The sequence below is a fragment of the Candidatus Nitrotoga fabula genome (assembly GCF_905221025.1).
GTDB classification, from domain to species: domain Bacteria; phylum Pseudomonadota; class Gammaproteobacteria; order Burkholderiales; family Gallionellaceae; genus Nitrotoga; species Nitrotoga fabula.
The window spans coordinates 68,826-94,517 of sequence record NZ_CAJNBL010000024.1; the positions used below are offsets into that span (position 1 = coordinate 68,826).

The 25,692-nt window shown below is 46.5% G+C and carries 23 protein-coding genes and 1 pseudogene; 15 read left to right on the forward strand and 9 right to left on the reverse strand.

What is annotated here, in order from left to right:
• Positions 1-369: 369 nt before the first annotated feature.
• From KJA68_RS06435 to KJA68_RS06470, 8 genes are all read left to right on the forward strand, one after another.
• Positions 370-957 (forward strand): hypothetical protein, encoded by a 588-nt coding sequence (locus tag KJA68_RS06435; protein WP_213036118.1) that lies wholly within the window; start codon positions 370-372, stop codon positions 955-957.
• Positions 954-1,574 (forward strand): YMGG-like glycine zipper-containing protein, encoded by a 621-nt coding sequence (locus KJA68_RS06440; RefSeq protein ID WP_213036119.1) that lies wholly within the window; start codon positions 954-956, stop codon positions 1,572-1,574. Before KJA68_RS06435 ends, KJA68_RS06440 begins: the two co-directional genes overlap by 4 nt.
• 164 nt (positions 1,575-1,738) lie before the next feature.
• On the forward strand, positions 1,739-3,061 hold the full coding sequence (locus KJA68_RS06445; protein ID WP_213036120.1) for a S1C family serine protease: 1,323 nt from the start codon (positions 1,739-1,741) through the stop codon (positions 3,059-3,061).
• 158 nt (positions 3,062-3,219) lie between these two features.
• Positions 3,220-3,822 carry a peroxiredoxin gene (locus KJA68_RS06450; protein ID WP_213036121.1) on the forward strand — a complete coding sequence of 201 codons (603 nt, stop codon included), beginning with the start codon at positions 3,220-3,222 and terminating at the stop codon, positions 3,820-3,822.
• Positions 3,823-3,944: 122 nt separating this feature from the next.
• Entirely contained in the window at positions 3,945-5,366 is a 1,422-nt protein-coding gene (locus tag KJA68_RS06455; RefSeq protein ID WP_213036122.1) for a high affinity choline transporter 1, read from the forward strand.
• A gap of 82 nt (positions 5,367-5,448) precedes the next feature.
• Positions 5,449-6,135 carry a phosphate regulon transcriptional regulator PhoB gene (gene phoB, locus KJA68_RS06460; protein ID WP_213036123.1) on the forward strand — a complete coding sequence of 229 codons (687 nt, stop codon included), beginning with the start codon at positions 5,449-5,451 and terminating at the stop codon, positions 6,133-6,135.
• A 66-nt stretch (positions 6,136-6,201) separates the two neighbouring features.
• Entirely contained in the window at positions 6,202-7,527 is a 1,326-nt protein-coding gene (phoR, locus tag KJA68_RS06465) for a phosphate regulon sensor histidine kinase PhoR (RefSeq protein ID WP_213036124.1), read from the forward strand.
• 360 nt (positions 7,528-7,887) lie between these two features.
• A complete protein-coding gene (locus KJA68_RS06470; protein ID WP_213036125.1) occupies positions 7,888-8,298 on the forward strand; it encodes a hypothetical protein in 411 nt (136 codons plus the stop codon).
• Between the two features lie 79 nt (positions 8,299-8,377).
• Here the strand turns inward: KJA68_RS06470 and KJA68_RS06475 are convergent, their stop codons facing one another.
• The 6 genes from KJA68_RS06475 to KJA68_RS06500 all read right to left on the reverse strand — a co-directional run bounded on the left by KJA68_RS06475 (position 8,378) and on the right by KJA68_RS06500 (position 12,679).
• Positions 8,378-8,683: a DUF167 domain-containing protein gene (locus KJA68_RS06475; RefSeq protein ID WP_213036126.1), complete on the reverse strand. Its 306-nt coding sequence runs from the start codon at positions 8,681-8,683 to the stop codon at positions 8,378-8,380.
• A 2-nt stretch (positions 8,684-8,685) separates the two neighbouring features.
• Positions 8,686-9,249 (reverse strand): YggT family protein, encoded by a 564-nt coding sequence (locus KJA68_RS06480; RefSeq protein ID WP_213036127.1) that lies wholly within the window; start codon positions 9,247-9,249, stop codon positions 8,686-8,688.
• A complete protein-coding gene (proC, locus tag KJA68_RS06485; protein ID WP_213036128.1) occupies positions 9,243-10,058 on the reverse strand; it encodes a pyrroline-5-carboxylate reductase in 816 nt (271 codons plus the stop codon). The genes KJA68_RS06480 and proC overlap by 7 nt, the downstream gene beginning before the upstream one ends.
• The gene (locus KJA68_RS06490) at positions 10,055-10,753 is read right to left on the reverse strand and encodes a YggS family pyridoxal phosphate-dependent enzyme (protein WP_213036129.1); all 699 of its coding nucleotides are present in this window, start codon (positions 10,751-10,753) and stop codon (positions 10,055-10,057) included. The genes proC and KJA68_RS06490 overlap by 4 nt, the downstream gene beginning before the upstream one ends.
• Positions 10,754-11,078: 325 nt before the next feature.
• A complete protein-coding gene (gene ttcA, locus KJA68_RS06495) occupies positions 11,079-11,930 on the reverse strand; it encodes a tRNA 2-thiocytidine(32) synthetase TtcA (RefSeq protein ID WP_213036142.1) in 852 nt (283 codons plus the stop codon).
• An 8-nt stretch (positions 11,931-11,938) separates the two neighbouring features.
• The gene (locus tag KJA68_RS06500) at positions 11,939-12,679 is read right to left on the reverse strand and encodes a pteridine reductase (RefSeq protein WP_213036143.1); all 741 of its coding nucleotides are present in this window, start codon (positions 12,677-12,679) and stop codon (positions 11,939-11,941) included.
• A 55-nt stretch (positions 12,680-12,734) separates the two neighbouring features.
• On the opposite strand from KJA68_RS06500, the gene KJA68_RS06505 reads away from it, so the two are divergent.
• Positions 12,735-13,886, forward strand: a complete 1,152-nt coding sequence (locus KJA68_RS06505; RefSeq protein WP_213036130.1) for a class I SAM-dependent methyltransferase — start codon at positions 12,735-12,737, stop codon at positions 13,884-13,886.
• 209 nt (positions 13,887-14,095) lie between these two features.
• Here the strand turns inward: KJA68_RS06505 and topA are convergent, their stop codons facing one another.
• The 3 genes from topA to dprA form a co-directional block, all read right to left on the reverse strand.
• On the reverse strand, positions 14,096-16,618 hold the full coding sequence (gene topA, locus KJA68_RS06510) for a type I DNA topoisomerase (protein ID WP_213036131.1): 2,523 nt from the start codon (positions 16,616-16,618) through the stop codon (positions 14,096-14,098).
• Positions 16,619-16,633: 15 nt separating this feature from the next.
• Complete coding sequence (locus KJA68_RS06515) at positions 16,634-17,089, reverse strand: Smg family protein (RefSeq protein WP_213036132.1); 456 nt, start codon at positions 17,087-17,089, stop codon at positions 16,634-16,636.
• A gap of 258 nt (positions 17,090-17,347) precedes the next feature.
• On the reverse strand, positions 17,348-18,421 hold the full coding sequence (dprA, locus tag KJA68_RS06520; RefSeq protein WP_213036133.1) for a DNA-processing protein DprA: 1,074 nt from the start codon (positions 18,419-18,421) through the stop codon (positions 17,348-17,350).
• Between the two features lie 981 nt (positions 18,422-19,402).
• On the opposite strand from dprA, the gene def reads away from it, so the two are divergent.
• From def to KJA68_RS11110, 6 genes and pseudogenes are all read left to right on the forward strand, one after another.
• Positions 19,403-19,906, forward strand: a complete 504-nt coding sequence (def, locus tag KJA68_RS06525) for a peptide deformylase (RefSeq protein ID WP_213036134.1) — start codon at positions 19,403-19,405, stop codon at positions 19,904-19,906.
• Between the two features lie 135 nt (positions 19,907-20,041).
• Positions 20,042-20,968, forward strand: coding sequence for a methionyl-tRNA formyltransferase (fmt, locus tag KJA68_RS06530; protein ID WP_320412113.1), 927 nt, complete (start codon positions 20,042-20,044; stop codon positions 20,966-20,968).
• Position 20,969: 1 nt separating this feature from the next.
• Complete coding sequence (gene rsmB, locus KJA68_RS06535; protein ID WP_213036135.1) at positions 20,970-22,256, forward strand: 16S rRNA (cytosine(967)-C(5))-methyltransferase RsmB; 1,287 nt, start codon at positions 20,970-20,972, stop codon at positions 22,254-22,256.
• Positions 22,231-22,818 carry a DUF4390 domain-containing protein gene (locus KJA68_RS06540; RefSeq protein ID WP_246487093.1) on the forward strand — a complete coding sequence of 196 codons (588 nt, stop codon included), beginning with the start codon at positions 22,231-22,233 and terminating at the stop codon, positions 22,816-22,818. Before rsmB ends, KJA68_RS06540 begins: the two co-directional genes overlap by 26 nt.
• Positions 22,819-22,821: 3 nt before the next feature.
• On the forward strand, positions 22,822-24,945 hold the full coding sequence (locus tag KJA68_RS06545; RefSeq protein ID WP_213036136.1) for an ATP-binding protein: 2,124 nt from the start codon (positions 22,822-22,824) through the stop codon (positions 24,943-24,945).
• Positions 24,946-24,947: 2 nt separating this feature from the next.
• A pseudogene (locus tag KJA68_RS11110) lies at positions 24,948-25,319 on the forward strand (response regulator); the annotation flags it as partial.
• Positions 25,320-25,692 lie beyond the last annotated feature (373 nt).

Consider the following 25,692-nt stretch of genomic DNA (forward strand, 5'->3'; position numbering starts at 1 on the left):
TTGGTAAAAAAAGATAGACTGGCTTGTGTCCTTGGAGTTCAAAATTCAGCTGGCTGTAAGTTTTAGGGTTAATGTTGGCAGGAAGAACCCAGGCATGTTTCAGGTCAGGGTGATGATGTTCATGCCAGAATTAGTTGTCAACGGTCCCACTGGCCATGCGTTTTTGGTGTGGAGAGTGGCTTTCTAGCGTATTATTGATGATGAAGAGTAGGGATAGTATATCGGTTGCTGATCAGTTTTTTAAATTTCTTGAATAAGGCGATCGTTTCGAGGTTGTATTGAAGGCTGGTGTTACCATCGCTTGAGCTGCGTATCTGTCCGATAGGGAGAGAAATAATGAAGGCGCTTAAAATTAACAGGTGTTTGACAATGCTGATTTTTATTTTGTCGGCTGGAGCCTGGATAAGTGATACGGCTTTCGCACAGGCAGCCAGGCCGGGCGGAGGTCCGGGGGGCAGAGGAGGAGGGCCTGGCATGAGTGGTGGGCACGGTGGAGTCAGGCATGCTCCTCCTTCAGGCGGTCACCGTTATGGTGGTCAAGGATGGCGTGGCGGATCGAGAGTGGGGATTTACTTTGGTGCACCTATTGGGTATCACTACAGATATAATCCATACTATGGTTCCAGATTTTACGGATCCGGCTTCTACGGGATGCCCTATTATTATCCGCCCGTTGTTCCTACGTATCCCGTAGTGCAGCCTGCACCTGTGGTTTACATTGAACGGGGTGACAATCAGCAGGAAGTTGTGCAGGAAGCCCAGCCAGATTCTTATTCTCAGGAGGAACAGGGATCCTGGTGGTATTACTGTGTCGATGCCAAAGGATATTATCCATATGTTGCTCAATGTCCTGGCGGATGGCTGAGGGTTGCCCCCGAACCGGCGCCTGCTTCAGGCGATCAACCTGCGACAGGCAAGTCTGTTCCAGATAATCTAGAAAAGCCCTCTATGCCATGAATCTTAAAATAGTCCGGTTTTCAACCCTGTTAGGCCTGGTGCTGGCGCTGGGAGCATGTACGTCGATCCCGACTGGTCCGGATGTGCTTGTGTTGCCGGGTACGGGAAAAAATTTTGATCAATTTCGCATGGATGATATGGATTGCAGGCAATATGCCAGCACTCAGATTGGCGGTGGTTCGGCAGCTTCTTCTGCAGCGGATAGTGGCGTAAAAAGTGCAGTGGTTGGGACTGCAATCGGTGCAGCGGCAGGTGCATTGATGGGTGGGCATGAAGGTGCTGCCGCAGGGGCTGGCGCCGGTTTGATTTTTGGTTCCGTCGCTGGCTCCAGTGCGGGGGAATATTCGGGATACAGTCTTCAGCAGCGCTATGACCATGCCTATCAGCAGTGCATGTATGTGAAAGGGCATCGCGTCCCTGTTCCTGGAGGATTCGATTATTCCCGGCAGACAACTGTTAAAGGCACAAAAATATTTTCTTCAACGGCCTCCAAACCTCCTCAACCTTCTGCTGCTGGTGCTACTATACCGCCGCCACCGCCAAGCGGTACACCGCCTCCCCCCCCACCTGATTATTACCATTTGTCTCCTTCTTCTGGCGGATTTTCAGCTCCTTGATTATTTGAGTGCACTTAGTATGTTAAGCATTCTTGGGTTTATTTAAGAATTTTTTTGCTGCGGTAATTTCATGGGCTTAACGGGATTGTTCCTTGGTTGAAAAATTATGAATTGATGGCAGGGACTGTAAATCCCATGGATTTGTTTTTTAGGATATATCTGATTTGAAAACCATTGATGGAAATATCATAGCCAATTATACCGGGATAATAGTTGGACTTTTTTTCGCAGGCATTATTTCAGCTCACGCTGGAAATGATGAGGATGTTTTTTCTAAGGCGCAGCAATATACCGTACAAATTAGGAAAGCCGTTTCTATTCCATTTGGGAGTGATAACAAGGGTGCCGGGTTCGGTGCCGGATTTGTCGTGGATAAAGAACGTGGCTGGATTATGACTAATGCCCATGTAGTTTCTCGTTCACCGGCACGGTTGGAAGTCGCTTTTTTTGACAGGGAGTTTGTACCTGCGCAAAAAGAATATGTGGATCCATTCCTTGATCTGGCGGTCATCAGTATTGGCAAGGAAGCACAAAATGTTACGGTTCCATTACCCGAACTGGAATGCACAAATTTGCCACCGGTTGGCTTAACCGTAGGAACTTTCGGTCATCCGAACGGATTAAAATTTACCGGAACGCGAGGCATTATTTCAGGGCATACATCCAGATATGATTCGGAAATGCTGCAAACCGATGCACCAATTAATCCAGGGAATTCAGGGGGGCCTTTGATCAGTCTTTCTTCCGGGCGTATTGTTGGTATCAACACATCAAGCATGAGCGATGCGCAGAACAGTAATTTCGCCGTACCTATGAAATATGCTTGCCGTGTGCTGGAATTGTTGCGTGAAGGAAAGGATCCTTCTCCCCCTGATCTGCCTCTGGTTTTTTTTAAGACATCCAATGAACGGGGAAAGCTTAAAGTTGCCCGTAGTTTGTTTGACCCTGTGGAGTTTGATTTTCGGGCTGGTGATGAAATCCTTGGCGTGCCAGGGATAGCAGAATCCGTTCAAAATGAAACTCAGCTGATCCATGCCCTTCGTGGAAGGCTAGGTGAAGTTTCTGTCCGAATTCGGCGCGAAGGGCAGGATATGGTAATAAATGGAAAGCTGGAGGCTGCAAAGAAAGTAAACGACAAAGCATGCGTTATGTTTTCCGGGGCGCTTTTTTGTGAAACCCCACCCCATATGGGAAAAGATGATTTTAATCCGGGCAAGATTGCGGTTTATTATGTTGAAGAAGGTTCGCTGGGGAATTTTAAAGAAATTGAAAAAATGGATGTACTCAATTCCATCAATGGACAGAAGGTTGATACTCTGGATGCGTTATATGCAGCCCTTAGAATTGCCCAAGATGAGAAAAAACCGGCTAGCTTTGTTTTCAGGGCGTCCGGTGGAAAAGGCAAGCCCTCTTATTTTATTTATACTGAGCGCACACTTCCGGTTGAAAATTTGACATGGGTAAGAAATTCACAAAGTGGGAACTAATCCACTAAAAACTATGATCAATCCGGCATGGAATGACATATGCTGAAATGAATGCGGTGTAATTTGTACCGGTTAGTTTCGGGTGTTCTGGTTGACATCTACTCGCCCACTCGCTAAATTTCATACCTTGGAAATAAGTCAACTAAAGGGAAAATATCATGGCTGTTCTGGTCGGAAAACCTGCTCCTGATTTTACTGCGGCTGCAGTAATGGGCAACAATGAAATAAACGAAACCTTTAATTTGAAAAAACAGCTGGGTGGGAAGTATGGCGTGGTATTTTTCTATCCGCTGGATTTTACATTTGTCTGCCCTTCCGAGCTGATCGCCTTTGATCATCGGCTGGATGAGTTCAGCAAACGGCAAACCGAGGTAATTGGTATTTCCATTGATTCCCAGTTTACTCATCTGGCCTGGAAGAATACGCCGGTTGACAAAGGGGGGATTGGCCCGGTGCGTTACCCTCTGGTTGCTGACGTTAAACATGATATCTGCCGTGCCTATGATGTGGAACATCAGGATGGCGTGGCTTTTCGAGGCTCATTTTTGATTGACCGTAATGGTATAGTACGCCATCAGGTTGTGAATGATCTGCCTCTTGGTCGCGATATTGATGAAATGTTGCGCATGGTGGACGCATTGCAGTTCTTTGAGCAAAATGGCGAGGTATGCCCAGCTGGCTGGAAGAAAGGAAAGGCTGGAATGGATGCATCTTCAGAAGGTGTGGCGAAATATCTGGCCGAGCATGCTGGAGATTTGTAATCGTTGTACACCGTCATATCGGTTGTCCTAAAAGGCTCCCCCGGGAGCCTTTTTTATTGATCTTCAAGTTTCCTGATGACTGCTACAATCCGCGCTCTTTGTAAAGTTTCTGCAGGCTTCTTATGTTAATTTGGTTAGTTATTCTTTATTTGATGGTTTCCATTGGGGTTGGTTTGTACGCGGCTACCCGAGTACGAAATGTCAAGGATTATGTAATGGCCGGGCGGCATTTGCCGTTATATATTGTTACCGCTACAGTATTTGCTACTTGGTTTGGCGCTGAGACGGTGCTGGGGATATCAGCAAGGTTTGTTCAGGAAGGATTGGGAGGGATAGTTGAAGATCCTTTCGGGGCCAGCATGTGTCTTATTCTGGTGGGATTGTTCTTCGCTTCCAGACTGTATCGGATGAATCTCATTACCGTCGGCGACTATTTCCGTCTACGCTACAACCGTACGGTAGAAGTGCTGACCAGCTTGGCTATCATTACTTCCTATCTGGGCTGGGTTGCCGCACAAATTACAGCACTGGGTCTGGTTTTTTCCTTCATCACTCAGGGGGCAATTTCACCTGGAGAAGGCATGGTGGTTGGGGCAGTCATTGTGTTGGTATACACCATGTTTGGCGGTATGTGGTCGGTGGCCATGACAGATGCTCTTCAGATGACGATCATCGTTTTTGGGATGCTGTACCTGGCTTGGTTATTGTCTGGCATGGCGGGTGGGGTTGTTATGGTAATAGATCATGCAGTCCAGGCGAATAAATTCGATTTCTGGCCGCGCATGGAGACCAGGGATATACTGGCGTTTGTTGGAGCGGCGGTAACCATGATGCTTGGTTCCATTCCCCAACAGGATGTATTTCAGCGTGTAATGTCCGCAAAAAGTGAGAAAACGGCCGTACGTGGCGCGTTACTTGGTGGCATTCTGTATTTTATGTTTGCTTTTGTTCCGCTGTTCCTAGCTTATTCCGCTACGCTGATTGATCCGGGTATGGTAGCCAGGTTGATTGATAAAGATTCTCAGCTGATTCTGCCTACATTGATCATGGAGCACACGCCGGTGTTTGCCCAAGTGATGTTTTTTGGAGCCCTGCTTTCTGCAATTATGAGTACCGCCAGCGGGACGTTGCTGGCACCTTCCGTAACGTTTGCCGAAAATATCCTGAAAGGCCTTATAGGCCACCAGAGTGATCGGCACTTCTTGTGGACTATGCGCACGGTTGTTGCGTGCTTTGCCCTGATAGTTACCTTGTTTGCCCTTAAGTCCTCTTCGAGCATTTATACTATGGTTGGGAATGCATATAAGGTGACCTTGGTTGTTGCTTTTGTCCCGCTGGTGAGCGGGTTGTACTGGAAACGCGCGAACACGCAGGGTGCGTTATTTGCAATTTCCGGCGGGTTGTCTTGCTGGCTGTTGCTTGAAATTTTTAATCCTGAAGGGCTCTGGCCACCGCAGTTGGCAGGTCTATTGATGAGTATATCCGGCATGGTGATTGGTTCATTGCTGCCTGATCTGAAAAGTCGCCGCCGTATCTCATGTTGATTGCAGAATGCAGCTGTCATGTTGTTGTCACAAATCTGACATATCATGCATATTATGTTTTATGTGATCAACGGGAAGAATCATGACCGCGAAAATTCTGGTAGTGGAAGATGAACCGGCAATACAGGAACTCTTGATGTTCAATATAGCGCAATGCGGGCATCTTGCGCTCAAGGTTGATGATGCTGAAAGTGCTTGGCTGCATATCAGTCATTCCCTTCCAGATTTGATTCTGCTCGACTGGATGCTGCCCGGTATGAGTGGGGTGGAATTGGCGCGCCGTCTTCGCGCGGATCAGCGCACCCGTCACATTCCCATTATTATGTTGACTGCTCGCACTGAAGAACGTGACAAAATTCTGGGTCTGGAATCCGGGGCGGATGATTATATAACCAAGCCTTTTTCGCCGCGTGAACTGATGGCTCGCATTCGTGCAGTGCTTCGGAGACGGGTGCCACAGATAAGCGATGAAACGATATCTGCAGGCGGGTTAGAGTTATCCCCAGTGATGCATCGTATCAGTGCGAATGGAACAATGGTAGATTTGGGGCCGACTGAATTTCGATTGCTGCATTTCTTTATGGTTCATCCAGAGAGGGTTTATAGCCGTTCGCAGTTGCTTGACAATGTTTGGGGGGACCACGTGTTTGTAGAAGAGCGTACCGTCGATGTGCATATCCGTCGTTTGCGTCAAGCGCTTGAGCCATTCGGTCTGGATAATTTGATTCAAACCGTGCGAGGAAGCGGTTACCGTTTCTCATGCAATTAGGCAATATGGAACGGTTATTTCATGCATCCAAGCGTGGCGTGGTTTGAATTTATATAAGGCTCTACCATGTCTGATTATTGGTGGCGTGCATCTGTTGTTCCTTTGGTTTTTTTGTTATTTTCTCTCCTATTCTGGGCGATCTTTGGGGCACTAACTGCTGCTCTGTTTTATGTTGTATTTTTGCTGCTATACATGTTTCTGCATGTGCGTCAGCTTGTGGCACTTGATTATTGGCTGGCGGACCCCGATAAGCGTATTGTTCCTGATGGTTTTGGGCTGTGGGAGGAGGCATTTATTCGGATAAACCGGATGATGCGCCAGCACCGGGAAGAGCATGCACAACGTGTAGCGGCGCTACAGCATATGGAACAGGCCATTTCGGCATTGCCGGAAGGGGTAGTCATACTTGATGAGACTTACCACATTGAATGGTGTAATCCTTTGGCTGAGCAACATTTTGGCGTGGATTGCAAGCGCGATATTGGTCAGCAGATTACCTACCTGGCACGCCAGCCTGAGTTTGTACAGTATCTTGCCCTGCATGATTTCAATGAACCCATGGTGTTACGTGGCACTCGGCAAAATGGGCTATCTTTGTCGATTAAGCTGATTCATTATGGCAATAGCAAGCTATTATTGATCAGCAGCGATATTACTCATCTGGAGCGTATAGAAACGATGCGTCGTGATTTTGTCGCCAATGTATCGCACGAATTACGCACACCGTTAACGGTAGTTACAGGTTTTGTCGAGACTTTGAATGATATGCCCAATCTCGAGAATGGGATGGCGCGGCGTGCGCTGTACTTAATGAGCGAACAGGCCCGGCATATGGAGCGACTTGTGGATGATCTACTCGCTTTGTCCAGGCTGGAAGATGTGCGGAATGCGTTGCAGGAAGAAATTCTGGATATGTCAGTATTTTTGCACACATTATACCAGGAGGGGCAGACTTTAAGCGCAGAGAAACATGTTTTGCGCTTGGAGTTGCTGAGTAGCTCTAATCTGCTTGGAAGCAGGGATGAACTTCATAGTGCATTTGTTAACCTGATATCCAATGCAATTCGTTATACTCCTCAAGGAGGGCATATTTTGATTAGTTGGTATGCGCAGGGAGATCAGTTGGTATTTAGTGTGCAGGACAGTGGTATAGGAATTGCACAGAAGCATATTCCGCGCCTCACAGAGCGTTTTTATCGGGTGGATCGTAGCCGCTCAAGAGAAACTGGGGGTACAGGCTTGGGGTTGGCTATCGTTAAACATATTGCCAGCCGACATCAGGCGCAACTGGAAATTGTCAGTGAGGAAGGCAGGGGTAGCACTTTCCGGATAGTGTTTCCGCATAGCAGATGTTATTCCGAAATCAAGGAAGATGGAGGGGTTGTGAATTGAAACAGTTATCCGTCCCTAAATTCAGCACTAAATTAAGCAGGGATATCAATCCGATTTCTCATAATTGATACCAGTACCACTATGACGTAGCCATTCCTTGTCAGTTCATTCTGGGAAGTAACACAAAGATTTGATTTGTCTAAACTTCGATATTTGGGCAGTTGTAAAGAACATGTGTGCAATTCATTGCCTGGAAATTTATACAAGTACGGTTAAAAGTTAATATTGCAGCATAGAAGGATGGTTTTCTATGAGATAACGAAATGCTATGATTGCAATGGATAAATTTTGGTTTATAAAAAATAATAATGTTTCATGGGTCAGCTAATCTGCACCAGAATATGAACAGGAGAAGAATTAATGGCTTTTGTGAACGAATTTGTAGCAGATGAAGATATTAAGAAATATGGTTTGGAGGAAATCAATCGTTGCTATGGAAAATCGGAGGTACGGCTTGATTGGACTGTTGACCGGGAACGCGATATTTATCTTCGATGGATTGTGACGGGGGCGGATGAGTTTCGGAATCAGCATGATTTCACTTTTTACTGGAAAGGAACATTGATATTTGTGCGCCTCAAAATTACCAATGGAAGAATGATGGGTAAAAGAGGTTGGATGACATGGGGGCTGGTAATGATGAATCTGCCAGAAGAATTAGAAGAAAAAAGGCCTGAAATTCTTGCAGATTTAAAGGAGGCTCTTGCAGCATACAAAGATTACGGGGTCTATTCGCGTCTGGATGAACTCAGCGCAGCTTTTGAATTTTAGAAATGATGGGCTGGCAGCCCGGCTGCGATACTGACGTCCCATTAAAAAATGGGTATCAATTTTAACCGGGTTCAGTAGATTAAACGCTATCTTGGGATGGTGCATTCATATCGAGCAGGCACTCTGGTTTTATTGTGCTGCCATTTATTAGCACTATCTTATGGCGCGATCGCGCTCCCTGTTTTAATTCAACATTCCGAATCGGAACGCTAAATTTATTGGCGATAAATCGTAGCAGAGCTTCATTGGCGCGTCCTTCAATGGGTGGCGTTGCCAAACGAATTTTCAGAGCTTTCCCATGCAGGCCAATCACTTCATTGCGTTTGGCGCCTGGCTGTATGTATAGCGATAGGAAAATAACTCCTTCTTTGTGTTGGTGCCACATTGTCAGAATAGACTCCTGGCCATTTTTTCCAGCCAGTGCATTGGTACGATGAGGATAAGCTGACATAGGATAAATAATAAAAATAGGGAGAGATCAATATTCCCGAATACAGGGATACGCCGTTGCAGGGGGAGAAGAAAAGGTTTGGTTATTGAAGCGGCCACCCCTGCCATTGACGAATGGGGATTGAACCATGATAACAGCGCTTGGATTAATAATGCAGCCATTAGCAGGTAAATGCTGATATTTATCAATTTAATCAATGTCAATATCAGCAAGCCAGCTACCGGGAAACCGATAGGTGAAATGGACAGCCAAAGGGTAATGCTCAGGTAAATCATTTCCATTGTATAAGCTAGTAACAGAGATGCTGTATCTAATCCCAGGGCGGAGGGAATAAAGCGGCGAGTTCGTAGTACCAGAAAATTGGTTAACGATATAATGAATGCACCGAATGGATTGCGCATTGGAGCACGCAGCCATTGTAAGTGAAAGCGCAACAGTAATATCACTGTGAATGGCTGTAACAGGGTGTCTAGCAACAATTGAAGTGCGTCATTCAGCATTGTGAATTCCCCAGTTCGTCGCCTATTTCTTTGGAACGTCTGGCAGCAGCATTTACAGCCTCAATGATATGTTTTTTGACCGAATGGTTTTCCATGGTGCGTATAGCTTGTTCGGTCGTGCCATTTTTGGAAGTGACACGTTCCCGAAGTATACGCACGTCATCGCTGCTTACATCGGCAAGTTTGGATGCGCCGATAAAGGTATGGAGAGCTAAATGCCGTGCTGTTTCGTGGTCGAAGCCAAGTTCTACGGCTGCCTGCTGCAGTGCTTCAATAAAATAAAATACATAGGCTGGGCCGCTACCAGAAATCGCAGTAAGGCCGTCCATCATCGTTTCATTTTCTAGCCAAATAGTGCTCCCAACTGCAGCAAGTATTTTTTGCGCTGTGTAACGGAGTTCCGTGTTTACCTGGGGTAATGCGTATAAACCGGTTATTCCAGTTTGTATCATTGCAGGTGTATTGGGCATGGCGCGTACAATATTTTGTGTATCCAGCCAGAGTGCCAAATCAGTGGCCCGGATACCCGCTGCAATAGAGATGAGCAATTGTCCGGATAATAATGGTGCCAGGTTGGCAGCAACTTCATGGAGTTGCTGCGGTTTGACCGCCAAGATAATCACATTGCTTCCTGCGATTCCTTCTTTCAGTCCGGTTACGACGCGCACGCCAAATTCATGCTGTAATTTCGCATGGCTGCTGATATTGATTTCGACAACGCATATTTGTGTGGCATTGAAGCCCTGTTTAAGCATTCCGCCAATCAGTGCAGACGCCATGTTGCCGCCACCGACAAAACAAACCATCATTGATTTTCTCCGTAAATTCTTTCACCAAAGATTGCTCTGCCGATGCGCACGATGGTTGCACCTTCAAGTATTGCCGCGCAAAGATCATGTGACATTCCCATTGATAAAGTATCTAAAGATAGTCCTAGTTTGTTGATCTGGCGCATTAGCTGATGTAGTTTAAAAAATGGGATGCGTTGGGTTTCAGGTTCTTCTGCTGGCGCCGGGATGGTCATCAGTCCGCGCAATTTTAGTTGTGGCAAACGCGCTACAGCCAGTGCCAATTCCGTTACTTCTTCAGGGGCGATGCCGCTTTTGCTGTCTTCTCCACTTACATTAACCTGTATGCATATATTGAGCGGTGGCAAATTTGAGGGCCGCTGTTTAGACAGGCGTTCAGCGATTTTCAAACGGTCAAGACTGTGCACCCATGTAAAGTGTGCAGATACAGCGCGTGTTTTATTGCTCTGTACTGGCCCGATGAAATGCCATTGCAGTGGCAGATCGCGCGTCAGTTCAATTTTATTGATGGCTTCCTGAATATAGCTTTCTCCGAAAGCAAGTTGTCCGGCTTGGTGCGCCTCACGTACCGCATCAGCAGAAAATCCCTTACTTACGGCCACTAATTCGATATTTTCTTTTTGTCGATGAGCCATACGCGCTGCTTGAGCTATGGCATCATGGACTGCCTGCAAATTTGAAATAATTCTGGTCATAATGAATTAGGTGGCTGAGTGTTTTGCTTAGTGTCTTTTTCCTGCACTTTGTGTTGTAAATTTACCGAGATTATATATAAACATTTCAGCATGACTTGTTTTTGATGTTCAATGCAATATATTTATTCGTTTTTGTGCGAATCGGATGGTTGTGCTGTGGGGGGGTTACTGGTTGATGCTAGGCAGGTTGCCGAGGTTTTACATGTGTCGGGTGGTAGCTAAGATGGGATTGCTGGATGCGATGATAGGCAGTGGATCAGGATGTCGGGAGATAAGTGGCAGGTTTTTTACAGGCCGGCAAGTTAAATTTTTATGTGAGGCACGATCAATTTCCATCAAACGCGATATCACCTTCCCCTAAGAAGTTTTCCATGTTGATATTTTTGAAATTAAAAAGATTGCTGTCCATAAGGTGGGATGGCTTAATATTTTGCATGGCTGTAAAGATGGACTGTGTGCGACCGGGGTACTGACGTTCCCAGGAAGCTAACATTTCCTTGATATTCTGGCGTTGTAAGTTTTCCTGTGAGCCGCACAAATTGCATGGAATGATTGGGAATTTCATGGCGCGGGCAAAATATGCAATATCTTTTTCTGCACAATACGCCAGTGGGCGAATTACAATATGCTCACCTTTATCAGTAACTAGTTTGGGTGGCATAGCCTTGAGTTTTCCGCCGAAGAAAATGTTTAGGAACAAGGTTTCTATCATATCGTCCCGATGGTGCCCCAGTGCAATTTTGTTTGCCCCCAGTTCACCGGCTATGCGATAGATGATGCCGCGACGCAAGCGGGAGCAGAGTGAACAGGTAGTTTTCCCTGTGGAAATTTTTTCTTTAACAATGGAATAAGTATCCTGGGTTTCAATCCGGTACTCGATGCCTATTGATTTGAAATAATTCGGTAATACGTGCTCGGGGAAACCCGGTTGTTTTTGATCGAGATTCATTGCGATAAGACGAAAGTCGATTGGTGCGCGTTTTTGCAGCGTACGCAGAATTTCCAGCAGAGTGTATGAGTCTTTGCCACCCGACATGCACACCATGATGGTGTCGCCTTCTTCAATCATGTTGAAGTCCCCCACAGCACGGCCAACTTGCTGTTCCAGCCGTCCGCGAAGGCGGTTGAAGTTTCCGGAATGATGTTCAAATTGGATAGGTTTTATAATGTCATTCATATTGTTTTTCAAAGGTGGACACTGCGCCCGCCATCTACCGAAATAATTTGTCCGGTAATATAGGGAGCATCATTTAATAAAAATGATACCGTACGTGCGATGTCTTCGGGTTCGCCCTCCCGTTTAAGCAGGGTTTGTCCGATGATTTGTCTCCGCAGTGTCTCATTGCCCCATTCTGCGTTTTCAGGCCACACAATGACGCCGGGAGAAATCGCATTGACGCGGACCTGCGGTGCCAGCTCCTGTGCCAGAGCCCGTGTGAGTGCTGCCAAGCCGCCTTTTGCGATGTTGTATAGCAAATGCCCGTGCATGGGACGTTCGGCATGGATATCCACTATGTTCACTATGGCGCCATGATTGCGCCGTAACTCTTTTGCTGCCGCCTGTGCGAGCAGTAATGGAGCTTTGAGGTTGGTCCCGATCAGGTCGTTCCAGTTCTGATCATTCACTTCGTCCAATGACGTCGCGAAAAAACTGGAGGCATTGTTAACTAACCCATCCAGGCGCCCAAAGTGATCGATGGTTTTTTCCACTAAGCTGAAGATGGCTTGCGGATCCAATAGGTCGGCTTGGATATGCAATGAAGAATCAGGGCGCAGAGCCCTCAGACTGGAATGCAAAGTTGCTGCATCCAGTGAGGAGGAGCGGTAATGCAGAGCGATGCTTGCCCCTGCTGCATGCAGTCTGCGGCATATTGCAGCCCCAACGCGTTTTGCTCCTCCTGTGACTAATACTACTTTACCTTGCACCGAACTCTCCACTAAACTTGCAGCCTGCAATTTAACACATCCCAATTTTTCAATCATGCTTTCACTGCCAGTCCCCTCCCCGGAGTCTCAAGCGCACAGCGACGAATTGCGTGATCTGATTCATCAGGAAATCGCGTTGCAGGGCGGATGGATTCAGTTTGCGCGTTTTATGGAACTGGCCTTGTATGCACCTGGGCTGGGCTATTACAGTACCGGGACGTGTAAGTTGGGTGAGGCCGGAGATTTTGTCACCGCGCCAGAAATTTCATCATTGTTTGGTTGTACCCTTGCACTGCAACTAATTGAAATCATGCCACAGACTGCGCTGCATATCATTGAACTTGGTGCAGGCAGTGGCAAGTTGGCTGCTGATGTATTGAGCGAGCTGGAAAGGAGGGGGCGCCTGCCAGTGCGTTACGATATATTGGAAGTCAGCCCTGATTTGCGTGACCGGCAGCAGAAACTGCTGAAAAGGCGCGTGCCTCATTTAATTGACCGCATACACTGGTTGGATGCGCTGCCAGAAAGCATTTCCGGGGTGCTAATTGCCAATGAAGTGCTGGATGCGCTGCCGGTTCATCTTGTGAGCTGGACAGATGCAAATATTCTTGAGCGCGGTGTGGCGAGCATGGGGAAAAATTTTGTTTGGGAGGAACGTCTGCTGGAGAACTCAAGATTAAAAGAACTTGCTCAGCAGATTAATGCCCCCGATGGGATGATCAGTGAAATATCGCTTGCTGTCCGAGGTTTGGTTACCAGTCTGAGCGAGCGTCTGGAACAGGGATTGCTGCTGTTCATTGATTATGGGTTTGGCTCCCGCGAATATTATCATCCGCAGCGTACCCAAGGCACTCTTGTGTGCCATTATCGTCATCGTGTACATGATGACCCGTTCTTCATGCCAGGCCTGCAGGACATAACATCGCATGTGGATTTTACCGCGGTTGCAGAAACGGCAATGGACTCAGGGCTATGCTTGTACGGATATACTACTCAAGCCTGTTTTTTGATCAATGCCGGGATTGTCAACCTGTTGTCTGAAACCAATCCTGAAAATACTCGGGACTATCTGTCGCTTTCTGCCCAGCTGCAAAAACTGACCAGTCCTGCCGAAATGGGAGAGCTGTTTAAAGTAATCGCTGTGGGTAAAGGGGTGAATGTGCCCTTGTGTGGGTTTGCTACCGGGGATAAGTCACGTTATTTATAGGAGTTACATACTTTCAATAAATCAAAAACCGTGTTGCAGACTAATTGACATGTCATGTTCCTAACTTTAAGAGGTTTTTGGTAATGGATAAATTGAATAGGTTCTTGAAGGTTAGAGTTTGCCGTAAGCAATGGCGATAAAGGGGATGGCAGATTCTGTTGCGTGTTGGATGCCTGAACGAATTGTTTTCAAATCAGGAAAGACAGTACTTATTTTGGGGTTGTGGATTTTCTGGTACGGGTCATCTTTTGGGGCGTAACACTTTTTTTCCTGGTCGTGGTCTTCTTTAGAGGTGATCCTTTGGCAATCCTGGCTTCCAGCAGAGCCAATCCTTCTTCCAAGGTAATTTCTTCAGGGGATAAATCTTTAGGAATAGTTGCATTAATTTTCCCATGTTTTACGTAAGGACCATAACGGCCAAGGCATATTTCCAACGGTTTGTGATCTACAGGATGTTCCCCAAGTTCTTTTAATACTGTATTGGATGCTTTTGCTTGGGACAATAATTCAACTGCGCGATCCAATTGTATGGTGAATACGCTGTCTTCTTTGGGTATGGATTTGAATTTTCCATTATGTCCGATATAAGGTCCGAAGCGCCCAATGTTCACGATTACCTTTTTGCCGCTCTCAGGATGGAATCCGAGTTCTCTGGGGAGTTGCAGTAATTGGTTGGCGGTAGCCAGATCTGCATTTTCCACGGGCAAATCCTTCGGCCAGGAAACCCTTTTGGGTTTTATTTTGGTTTCGGTTTTCACTTCGCCAAGTTGAACATAGTAGCCGTATGGGCCGCGTAACAAGAGCACCACTAAACCGCTGGCCTGGTCAAATCCAAGTTCTTTGCGTGATTCTTCGGCGTTGTCCTCAGTCAGGTTCCGTGTGTAATCGCACTCTGGATAGGCTGTGCAGCCAATGAAATTTCCTCGTTTCCCTAACCGGGTAGCTAAAGGTTTGCCACATTTTGGGCAGATTTCCTCTATTAATTCTTGGGTTACATCTTTGCGTTCGATGTTCTTTTTGTCATGTACAAGAGCAGAAAAGGGATGCCAGAAATCGTTTAGTACCGGGATCCAGTCACGTTTTCCGTCGGAAATTTCATCCAGTTCGTTTTCCATTTGCGCCGTAAATCCGTAATCCACGTAGCGAGTAAAATGCTCTGTGAGGAAACGTATGACCACCCGTCCAACGTCAGTGGGTTTGAAGCGCTTTTTTTCAAGTACCGCATATTCACGAGCTTGCAATGTGGAAATGATGCTGGCATATGTAGATGGGCGCCCTATACCATGCTCTTCAAGGGTTTTTACCAGGCTGGCTTCGGAAAAACGTGGTGGCGGCTGAGTAAAATGTTGTTCTCCGTATAATTTGTCTAGGGGAATGGTTTCTCCCTCGGCCAGCGGGGGTAATTTTTTGTTCTCGTCATCCTCTGTGTCATCGGTGCTTTCTTGATAAACCGCGATAAAGCCTGGGAATAGTAGCGTTTGACCGGTGGCACGAAACAGGGTGTCTTCTTCTCCCAAGCAAATATCAAGGCTGACGGTATCGAAGCGAGCGGGAGCTAGTTGACATGCAAGCGTTCGCTTCCAGATCATTTCGTATAGCCTTGCCTGATCAATGGTCAGAAATTCCTTGATGTCATCTGGAGTGCGTACAATTGAAGTTGGGCGTATTGCTTCATGTGCTTCTTGCGCGTTTTTGGTTTTGCTTTTATAGGTCAAAGCAGTTTTGGGCAAATATTCCTGGGCAAATTGTCCAGCGATATAATCGCGGATTTCCTTTATGGCTTCCTGTGCCAGCGTGACTGAGTCGGTACGCATGTAAGTGATTAGCCCAATGGTTTGACCACCGATGTCAATTCCCTCATAAAGCTGTTGGGCAATACGCATAGTGCGGTCGGTTGGTATTCCCAACTTGCGGGCAGATTCCTGCTGCATTGTGGATGTAGTAAATGGAGCGGCGGCATGACGCAGTTTTGTCTTTTTCTCGACTCGCGCAACCCGCGGCGGATGTTTGGCTGCACTAATATAGTCAAAGATTTTACGGTATTCTGTTTCATTTTCAATATCCAGTTGTCCAAGTTTTTTTCCTTGATACTGGAATAGTCTGGCAGTAAATGGCTGGTCATTTTTATGGCTGTCTAGATGCACTGTCCAGTATTCCTGCGAACGGAATGCTTCAATTTCTAATTCTCGTTCTACAATAAGACGTAATGCAGGACTTTGAACGCGCCCGGCAGAAAGTCCTGGGCGGATTTTCCGCCAAAGCAGAGGAGAAAGGTTGAAGCCAACCAGGTAATCTAGTGCACGGCGCGCTTGCTGTGCATTGACTAGGGGAATCGAAATTTCACGTGGATGTTCGATTGCTTCAAGTACAGCTGATCGGGTGATTTCATAAAAAGCAACCCGTTGCACGGTTTTATGTTTTAGGGTGCGTTTTTCTTTAAGTATTTCAGCTACGTGCCAGGCAATGGCTTCGCCTTCACGGTCAGGATCCGGTGCCAGATAGATGTGATCTGCTTTAGCGGCAGCTTTGGCGATGGCCTCGATATGTTTGCTGTTGCGTGCAATAACTTCATATTGCATTGCGAAGCCATGTTCTGGGTCGATTGCTCCCGCTTTAGGTATCAGATCCCGTACATGACCATAGGTTGCCAGTATTTCAAAATCTTGCCCCAGATATTTTTTCAGCGTTGTGGCTTTGGCCGGAGACTCAACGATTAGAAGGTTGCTCGCCATGGTTTTTTAAGATGTTTAATGTAAGCGGATGGAATCGGCTGGAGACAGGAGGTCTTCGATTATTAGAGGATCTAGATCCTGACGTTGATTCCATAACACCATGAGAACGATGAGTTTGATTTTGTCGAGAGGTAGGTTTTCACGGTTCAGGGCAAATGCACGATCCAGAATCATTTCACGCTCTACAGGGGTAATGATTTTGCTTTGTTCCCAGAATGTAAGGAAACAGCGTACATCATAGCTAATACGCTTCATTTCGATGGCCGCGTAAAAACGTCCGTTGCTTCCGTTAATGGCGGATGGATAATCTGCTTTGTTTAATTGTTCCAGACCAGACAGCCAGGTGAGAGCAAGATGAATATCTTCATTGTCAAATCCGGCAGCAGAAAGTTTGCGGGATAGCTTGTCAGAATTGGGGTAGGTACCGGAATGGAAATAGCTTTCGAATAAAAACATTAAAATATCAAACATAATACGCCGATAAGATCCATTGTTGATTGAAATTAAAAGAAAAGTCTGCCGTCCTGTTACGATTTACTATCGGTTTTTTCAGTCTGGTCATTTAGTAAAGCAGGTTAATTCTACTGTTATGGTTTAGTAGCGAGTAAATTTTTAAGATTGGTGAAAAACCGGATCAGGGCGGTGCCAAGGGTTATCTGCCATGAATCGTTGCGTGTGTACCATTTCCTAGGATAGATTACCTTATTATTTTTTGAGTTTTTGAAATATTTAGCGTAAACGTTGGTACAGTCCGCCTGGTAAAGTTGCAACGCTCCCATCCATTTCAAGTTGTAACAGAATGGCGGATAGTGCTTCAATCGTCAAGCCGCTGCGCTGGCTTAAGCTGTCTAAGTCTACTGGATCAAACCCTAGATGCGTTAATAACTGCAAATGGTTTTTTTCGGGTGTCGTTGATTCGAGGATGACTTTAGTGGAACCTTCCCTCAGTTCATCAAGGATATCCTGCGCACATTCGACCAGCTTAGCGCCTTGCTTGATCAAATGATGACAACCTTTGGCTTGGGGTGAGTGGATTGACCCGGGAAGAGCGAATACCTCACGACCTTGTTCTAATGCCATACGCGCGGTAATCAGTGAACCACTTTGCATGGAGGCTTCGATTACCAGGCACCCCAGACTCAAGCCACTGATAATGCGGTTGCGGCGTGGAAAATTTGCTGCAATTGGTGGCGTACCAAGTGGATACTCGGATATCAATGCCCCATCGGCACCCAATCGGTGAGCCAGCTCCCGGTTGGCTGCCGGGTAAACTTTGTCCAGTCCGGTTCCAATTATTCCTATACTGGAACCGTTCTCTTGAAGGCCTCCAATATGTGCAGCGGCGTCTATGCCGTGTGCCATGCCGCTGACGATGCACAGGCCGGTGCTGCTTGCAGCCCGCGCAAAAATCTCCGCGTTATACAGCCCGGATGGAGTGGCGTTGCGACTCCCGACTATGGCGAGTGCCGCGCTATTGAGCAACTCGGTTCGCCCCTTTACATACAATAGCGTGGGGGGGTCAGAGATATTGAGTAATGCTTGTGGATAATTTTGATCAGCCAAGGTGACAATGTGATTCTGTGGGTCGTCAAGCCATCTGATAATGGGGGAAATAACTTTTTCGTCGATACCTTGCGCGATCACTGCCGCAATTGCCGGGCGAACTATTTTCTGAAGATCCTGTGCCGGTGCCGAGAAGATGCGAGCTGGGTTGCCATAGATTTTTAACAGGCGGCGCAAACCTTCGTTTCCTAAGCCCTGAATCTGGTGCAGAGTCAGCCATGAAGCGAGTTCAGTATTCATATTTACTTCAGTAATGAAGAGTCCATTACGTTGGCGTGTGCAACATATGTGTTGTCAGGGGTTTTGTGCCGCCGTTCCAGTTTGAATCACAGAGATATATTGCATTAATCAAAGTACAGCGCAGCGCTTCAAGGTATATCATAAAAGTTTCATGGGATATGAGGTTTGGTTTCATATTTCCATTATCTCTGAGTATGAAGTGTGTCTGAAAGATTATTTTCAAATTTGTGAACAATGGCAGGAATAATTTGGATTGTTGTTTTGTATTTTCGGTGTCTGCAATGGTCGAGTTTCAAAATTATTTCCCAGTTTTCATGTAAATCGTGGCATTCCGCGAGTGTTAAATTTTTCAGGCTTTATGAAGTTTGGAGAAGTTTCCCGGGTAGTTGATTTTCATTGATATCCCTAAGCATTGCGATGTTTTTCTGGATGGTTCATTGGCAAATTCGCGCCGGGAATCCTGGATGAACTGTGTAATTTATATTTTATCGAATCCGCTCATAACAGGGAAAAGTCGTTCATGATAATATTGGTTTTTAATGGCCGTATCTTTACTTTAGTTATGATCGAGGTTGCCTGTTGCAGGCTTTCCCCAAGTTTTAAAAATTAACATATACATATATTTGCATGGTAAGACTTTGCGATTTGAAAGAGTCGAACTTTTGACTGTTTGATTAGCCGAATCAAAAGCTAGTGGTTGTCAGTGAATGCGTTAATAGCAGAGGCGATACCTCCTGGTTTGTCAGGAGAAAATTGTGCACCGCATGGCCATTTTCAATTCTGGCAGGAAACCTGATATGAGCGGAATTCCGGTATATGTGGATGGGGTTTATTCTGGCTAGAGATATAACGTTATTATTGGGAAAATTGCCCAATTGCATAAAAATGGGATCTGGTTTATAGAATGCAAGCAGAAAAACATGACGTTTTGGAATCCGTTTGTTATTGTTTCCTAGAATACCTTTAACTTGGCAAGCGATTATGGCAATTTTACAAATATTGCAATATCCAGATGAACGGCTGCATAACGTTGCAGCGTCAGTAGATCATATAACCGATGATATTCGGAAACTAGTCTCGGATATGGCCGAAACAATGTACGCTGCGCCAGGAATAGGACTGGCAGCTACCCAGGTGGATGTACATCGGCAAATCATCGTGATTGATATTTCCGAGACCCGGGACCAACTAATGGTATTTGTTAACCCGGAGATTGTCACTTGTAGTGGTGAATGCATGTACGAGGAGGGGTGCTTGTCCGTTCCCGGAATTTATGAAAAGGTTCGTCGTGCTGAACATGTTTCTGTGCGTGCCCGGAACTTGCAGGGTGATGTTTTTACGCTGGAAGCGGATGGATTGTTGGCGATCTGTATCCAGCATGAGATGGATCACCTGAAAGGCAAAGTTTTTGTCGAATATCTTTCTCCGCTCAAACAGTCCCGGCTAAGGGCTAAGCTCAAGAAGCATCGCAGGGAAACGATGTAACGAGATAATTACACTAATTTGGCAAATGCAAGTGGGGCATTCCGTATTGGTTCTTTCTTACTATTCATTGCAGAGAGCGAAACGCAATGATTCGAATTTTAAGGTATTCATATAATTGACTCTCCTCTAAAAATTATTTTTGCAGGTACTCCTGACTTTGCCGTCGCCGCATTATCAGAATTGCTGCATCGGCAATTTTCTGTAGTTGCAGTTTTGACCCAGCCCGACAGGCCTGCTGGCCGAGGTTTGCGACTCACCCCCAGTCCCGTGAAGAAGTTTGCGTTGGAGTGGGGGGTTCCTGTTTTACAACCTCCTTCTTTAAAATCTGCAGAAGCCCAGCAAGAGATTGCTGGCTATGGCGCTGATGTAATAGTGGTTGCTGCTTATGGGCTGATTTTGCCGCAGGTATTGTTAAGGTTGCCTCGATATGGATGCCTAAATATTCATGCTTCGCTGTTACCCCGCTGGCGCGGTGCAGCGCCGATTCAACGCGCACTCATTGCAGGTGATGATCTAACTGGAATTACTATCATGCAAATGGATGAGGGGCTGGATACCGGAGATATGTTATTGCAAAAATCTTGTGTGATCACCACGCTGGATACTGCCCAGACATTGGGTGACAAATTGGCGAAATTGGGAGCGGATGCCATTGTTGAAACGCTACGCTTGCTGCCCCAAGGTGAACTGATGGCTGTGCCACAGAATGATGCCGAAGCAACGTATGCCGTCAAAATAACGAAAGCAGAAGCTTTAATCAACTGGTCGGAAAATTCAATGCAAATCATGCGGGCGGTGCGTGCCTATAATCCGTTCCCTGTTGCATATTCTTTTTTTAATTCGGTACCGGTCAAGATCTGGCAGGCCAGTATATGTCAGGGGCCTGAAGGTGAGGCCGGAACAGTGCTTGAAATAGATCAAAATGGCATTGTTGTGGCGTGTGGTCAAGGGGCAGTACGCCTTGAGGTATTGCAGCGGCAGAATGCAAAAGCATTGCCGGCTGAGCAATTCATGCGAGGATTCCCCGTGTATCCGGGTGATTGTTTCACTTCCCACATTTAATATGCATACCATACAACAGAGCGCCAGTCAGGTTGTTCGCCAGGTTTTGGCAGGCAAGAATCTGAACCAGGCATTAAGTGTCCTTTTGAGCCCTTCTGCAGGGAAAAATGGCCTTCGGATTACTTCCCAGCAACGTGGAGCGCTTCAGGACATGAGTTATGGTACGTTGCGTTTTTATGGCCAGCTGGTACGCGTGCTTGATCAGTTGCTGCATAAACCAGTTCAGGATGCGCAGGTACGTTGCCTGTTATTAGTGGCGTTATATCAGTTGCTGCATACTAAAGCTTCACCCCATGCAGTGGTGGATCATGCCGTGCGTGCAGTACGGAAATGCAATGCTGCAGCTGGTGGATTGACCAATGCAGTTTTACGTAATTTTTTGCGTAATCGTGATGCATTACTCACACAGGCGAGTATCAGTGAAGAAGGACGTTATGCTTACCCGCAATGGTGGATAGATACAGTTCGTAATCAATATGGAGTTCATGCTGGAGAAATTTTGCTGGCCGGGAACCGGCATCCACCCATGACATTAAGAGTGAATTCCCGCCGGAATAGCCCGGAAGATTATCGAGCAATCCTTGCAAGGCATGATATCGAATCCAGCCTGATCAAACCCGGTGCGGTGTTATTGGCAGAACCTGTTCCGGTAATGAAATTGCCCGGGTTTTTTGAGGGACTGGTGTCGGTGCAGGATGCAGGTGCCCAATATGCGGCACATTTATTGGATGTAAAAGATGGCATGCGAGTACTGGACGCATGTGCTGCACCAGGGGGAAAGAGTACTCATATTTTAGAGCTTGCTCAAGTTGATTTGCTGGCTCTGGATAAAAATGCTGGGCGTTTGGAATTGATAGGTGAAAATCTTCAGCGTTTAAAATTGCATGCGAAGCTACAGTGCGGAGATGCATCTCAGCCGGATGGCTGGTGGGACGGCAAACCTTTTCAGCGTATTCTGGCGGATGTGCCATGCTCCGCATCGGGAGTGGTGCGTCGGCACCCTGATATAAAATGGCTGCGCCGCTCGGAAGATATCAAGGGATTCGCGCAGCAGCAATTGTCTATTCTCTGTACATTATGGAGCATGCTGGACGATGGGGGCATGCTACTATATGCAACTTGTTCAGTTTTTTCTATTGAAAATCAATGTGTTATTAATGAATTTTTGATGCGGAACGCCGATGGCAGGCAGTTGCCCATACCAGCAGTTCACTTAAATAATGGCCAGCTATTTCCCGACGACCATCATGATGGTTTTTTTTATGCGTTACTGCAAAAAAATGCTTGAATTGGCGCGATTTCATGCAATTCTGTTGTTGCTATTGCTGAACATATCAGCTGTTAGTGCGGAGGGTATCAGAGTCCTCAAAACCGAGGCGCGAATTGTCGATGGGCGTTACCAGTTTTCTGCGGACTTTGATATTAGTTTGAATTTCGTTGTAGATCAGGCATTAACGCTTGGCGTTCCGCTCTATTTTATTAGCGAATTCACTCTGATCCGTCCTCGTTGGTACTGGCTGGATGAAGTTATTGCTGAGAACGAGCAAACCACTAAGTTGTCCTATAACAAATTAACGCGGCAGTACCGCATCACACGTGGGTCTCTGTTTCAAAATTTCTCCAGCCTTGGAGATGCGCTGCGTGTGATCAGCCATCAGTCTTCTGCGCCCATGATCTTGCCTAAAATGGGGGATTACATCGTTGCAGCGCGAATGCGTTTGGATATTACGCAGCTACCCAAGCCGCTGCAAGTAAATGCCATGGCTACCCAAGATTGGAATCTTGATTCCAACTGGTATCGTTGGATAGTACACCCGATTGGTATTTCAGCAGAGCGAGAAAGAGGATAGAGGGTGAAATATCTGATTTTAATCAGTATATTTCTTGGTGGCTTTTTGTTGTATCTGCTGTCAAGTGCCAGTGCAAATACTGAACTGTTTTCCCGGAATTATTATTTGCCGCTAGCTTTAGCTGGCATTCTTGCGTTGTTTCTGAGTGTGCTGGTTGCCTACCAGCTTTGGCAGTTGCGTGTAAAGCTTAAGGCAAAAGTTTTTGGCGCAAAACTGACTTTGCGTTTGGCGCTGTTTTTTATCTTGATTGCAATTTTGCCTGGAGTGCTGGTGTATGCTGTGTCAGTCCAGTTTCTTGATAAGAGCATTGAATCTTGGTTTGATCTGAGGGTGGAAAAAGCTCTTGAGGGAGGGTTGAATCTGGGACGCAGTGCGCTGGAAATCGGTTTGTTGGAATTGAGCAAGGAAGGGCAGGCTGCTGCCTTGCTTCTTGTGAAGCAGCCCCAGGACCAATATTCAGAAACGCTGAATCAGCTTGTAGGTAATGGCAAAGCCCAGGATGCTGCGTTGGTGAGCGATGGGGGTAAGATTCTTGTTTTTGCCAGCAGCCGCAGTAAGTTGCATCCGGATGTGCCGAACCCAGAGATAATATGGGAGACGAAACAGAATGGGCTGCATAGTATTATTGATACGCTTCCAGATAATAGCTTGATTTTTCGTGTTTTTGTTATGGTGGGGTCACTGAAGAACTCATCCGGTCCTAGTTTTCTGCAACTGTCGCAACCCGTGCCCAAGCAACTGGCTGCGGATGCAGAAATGGTGCGAGCTGTATATCGTGACTATCAGGAGCTTTCGCTTTCCCGTTTGGGATTAAAGCGCTTGTATGGAGTTACCCTGACCCTGTCCTTGCTGATTGTCTTGCTGAGCGCGGTATCTGCTGCGTTTTTTATCAGTGTTCGTTTGAGTGCGCCGTTGGCTGCATTGGCTGAAGGGACTAGGGCTGTAGCCCAGGGAGATTTTTCACGTCAGCATCCAATTAAAAGTAGCGATGAGCTGGGAGTGTTGACAGGGATGTTCAACCAGATGACCAAGCAGCTTGCAGATGCAAAAGCTACCAGCGAGCAGCAACAACGTCAGGCAGAGGACGCAAAAGCGTATCTGGAAAGCATGCTTGCACATCTATCATCAGGGGTTCTAGTTGTAGATGAAGAATTCAGGTTGCGTTCCGTCAATAGTAGTGCGGCGCACATACTTGGGGCATCATTCCTGGATATGCAAGGTGTATCCTTGGTGGAAATCGCAGTGAGGCATCCATTGTTAAAACCATTCTCCAAGGCGGTCATGCAGGCATTCAGTGAAGTGACAAGTGGCGAATGGCAGCGTCAGATTGAACGGATCAGCAAGAATGGAGACCAGATATTGTTGATGCGAGGAACCCGGCTGTCGACGGCAACAGGGAATGGTTATGTAGTAGTATTTGATGATATTACCTATTTGCTGCAGGCGGAACGCCAGGCTGCTTGGGGCGAAGTGGCGCGACGTCTGGCACATGAAATTAAAAATCCGTTGACTCCGATTCAGTTGTCTGCAGAGCGCCTCCAGCATAAATTGAGTGCTCATTTGACCGGAAGCAATGCGCAGCTGTTGCTGCGAGCCACGCAAACGATCGTGAGCCAGGTTGCAGCAATGAAAAATATGGTGTCAGAATTTGCTGACTATGCTCGGGCACCTGCTCCCAAGCTTGTAGTGCTGGATATGCATCAACTTTTACGGGAAGTGCTTGGTTTATATGAAGCGAACAGCATTCCAATTACATTGTGCATGAATGCCACGCGGGCTCGGGTGAGAGGGGATGCGACCCGTCTGCGCCAAGTGATTCATAATTTACTACAGAATTCCTGTGATGCGCTGCAGAATGTGGCACTAAAAGAAATTATCTTGAGCACTTTGGATGAAGGCGGAATATTAAGATTGTGTGTGCAAGACAATGGAAGTGGTTTTCCTGAACATTTGCTAGCGCGTGCCTTTGAACCGTATAGGACGACTAAGCCGAAGGGTACCGGCCTAGGGCTGGCGATTGTGAAGAAAATTGTGGAGGAGCATGGTGGTAACATTGTGATTGAGAATGTATCAACAGGTGGGACGAGAGTTAGTATTTCTTTGCCTTTGTTAGAAGAGGTCGTTTGAGAATGGCAGCTAAAGAAATTTTGGTGGTAGACGATGAAGTAGGGATACGTGAGCTGCTTTCTGAAATCTTGTTTGACGAGGGTTACCGGGTGCACTTGGCTGAAAATGCTATTCAGGCTCGGGATTTTCGTAATCGGCAGGTTCCGGATTTGGTGCTGCTGGATATCTGGATGCCGGATACGGATGGCGTTAGCTTGTTAAAAGAGTGGGTAAGACAGAACCTGTTGACCATGCCGGTGATTATGATGTCCGGGCATGGCACAATCGAAACCGCTCTGGAAGCAACGCGAATTGGTGCGGTGGATTTTCTTGAGAAACCAATCGCCTTGCAGAAATTGCTTGATGCTGTTGCCAAGGCAATTAGGGGGGGGGAAATGCCAAATAATTGTCAAATACCTGCATCAGGGGGCAGAATGGTCAAGTTAGGTAAGACAAATGTGTGGGAAGTTGTGGAGAAATTTCCGTTACCGCTTGATTTGCCATTACGCGAAGCGCGGGATCATTTTGACAGTTTGTATTTCAATTACCATATGCATAAAGAGAACGGAAATATTACCCGCGTAGCCCAAAATGCGGGTTTGGAGCGTACGCATTTGTATCGAAAGCTGAAACAGCTTGATGTAAAGTTCGTCAAGAAGGGTTTGGATGAAAGTTGAACAGGTAAGTTAGTTTGGTTCAGGGTGAAGTGTATATTAACGAAGAGGAGAGCAGAAAGCTTTCATTTAGGGAAGCCCTTATATGGACGCC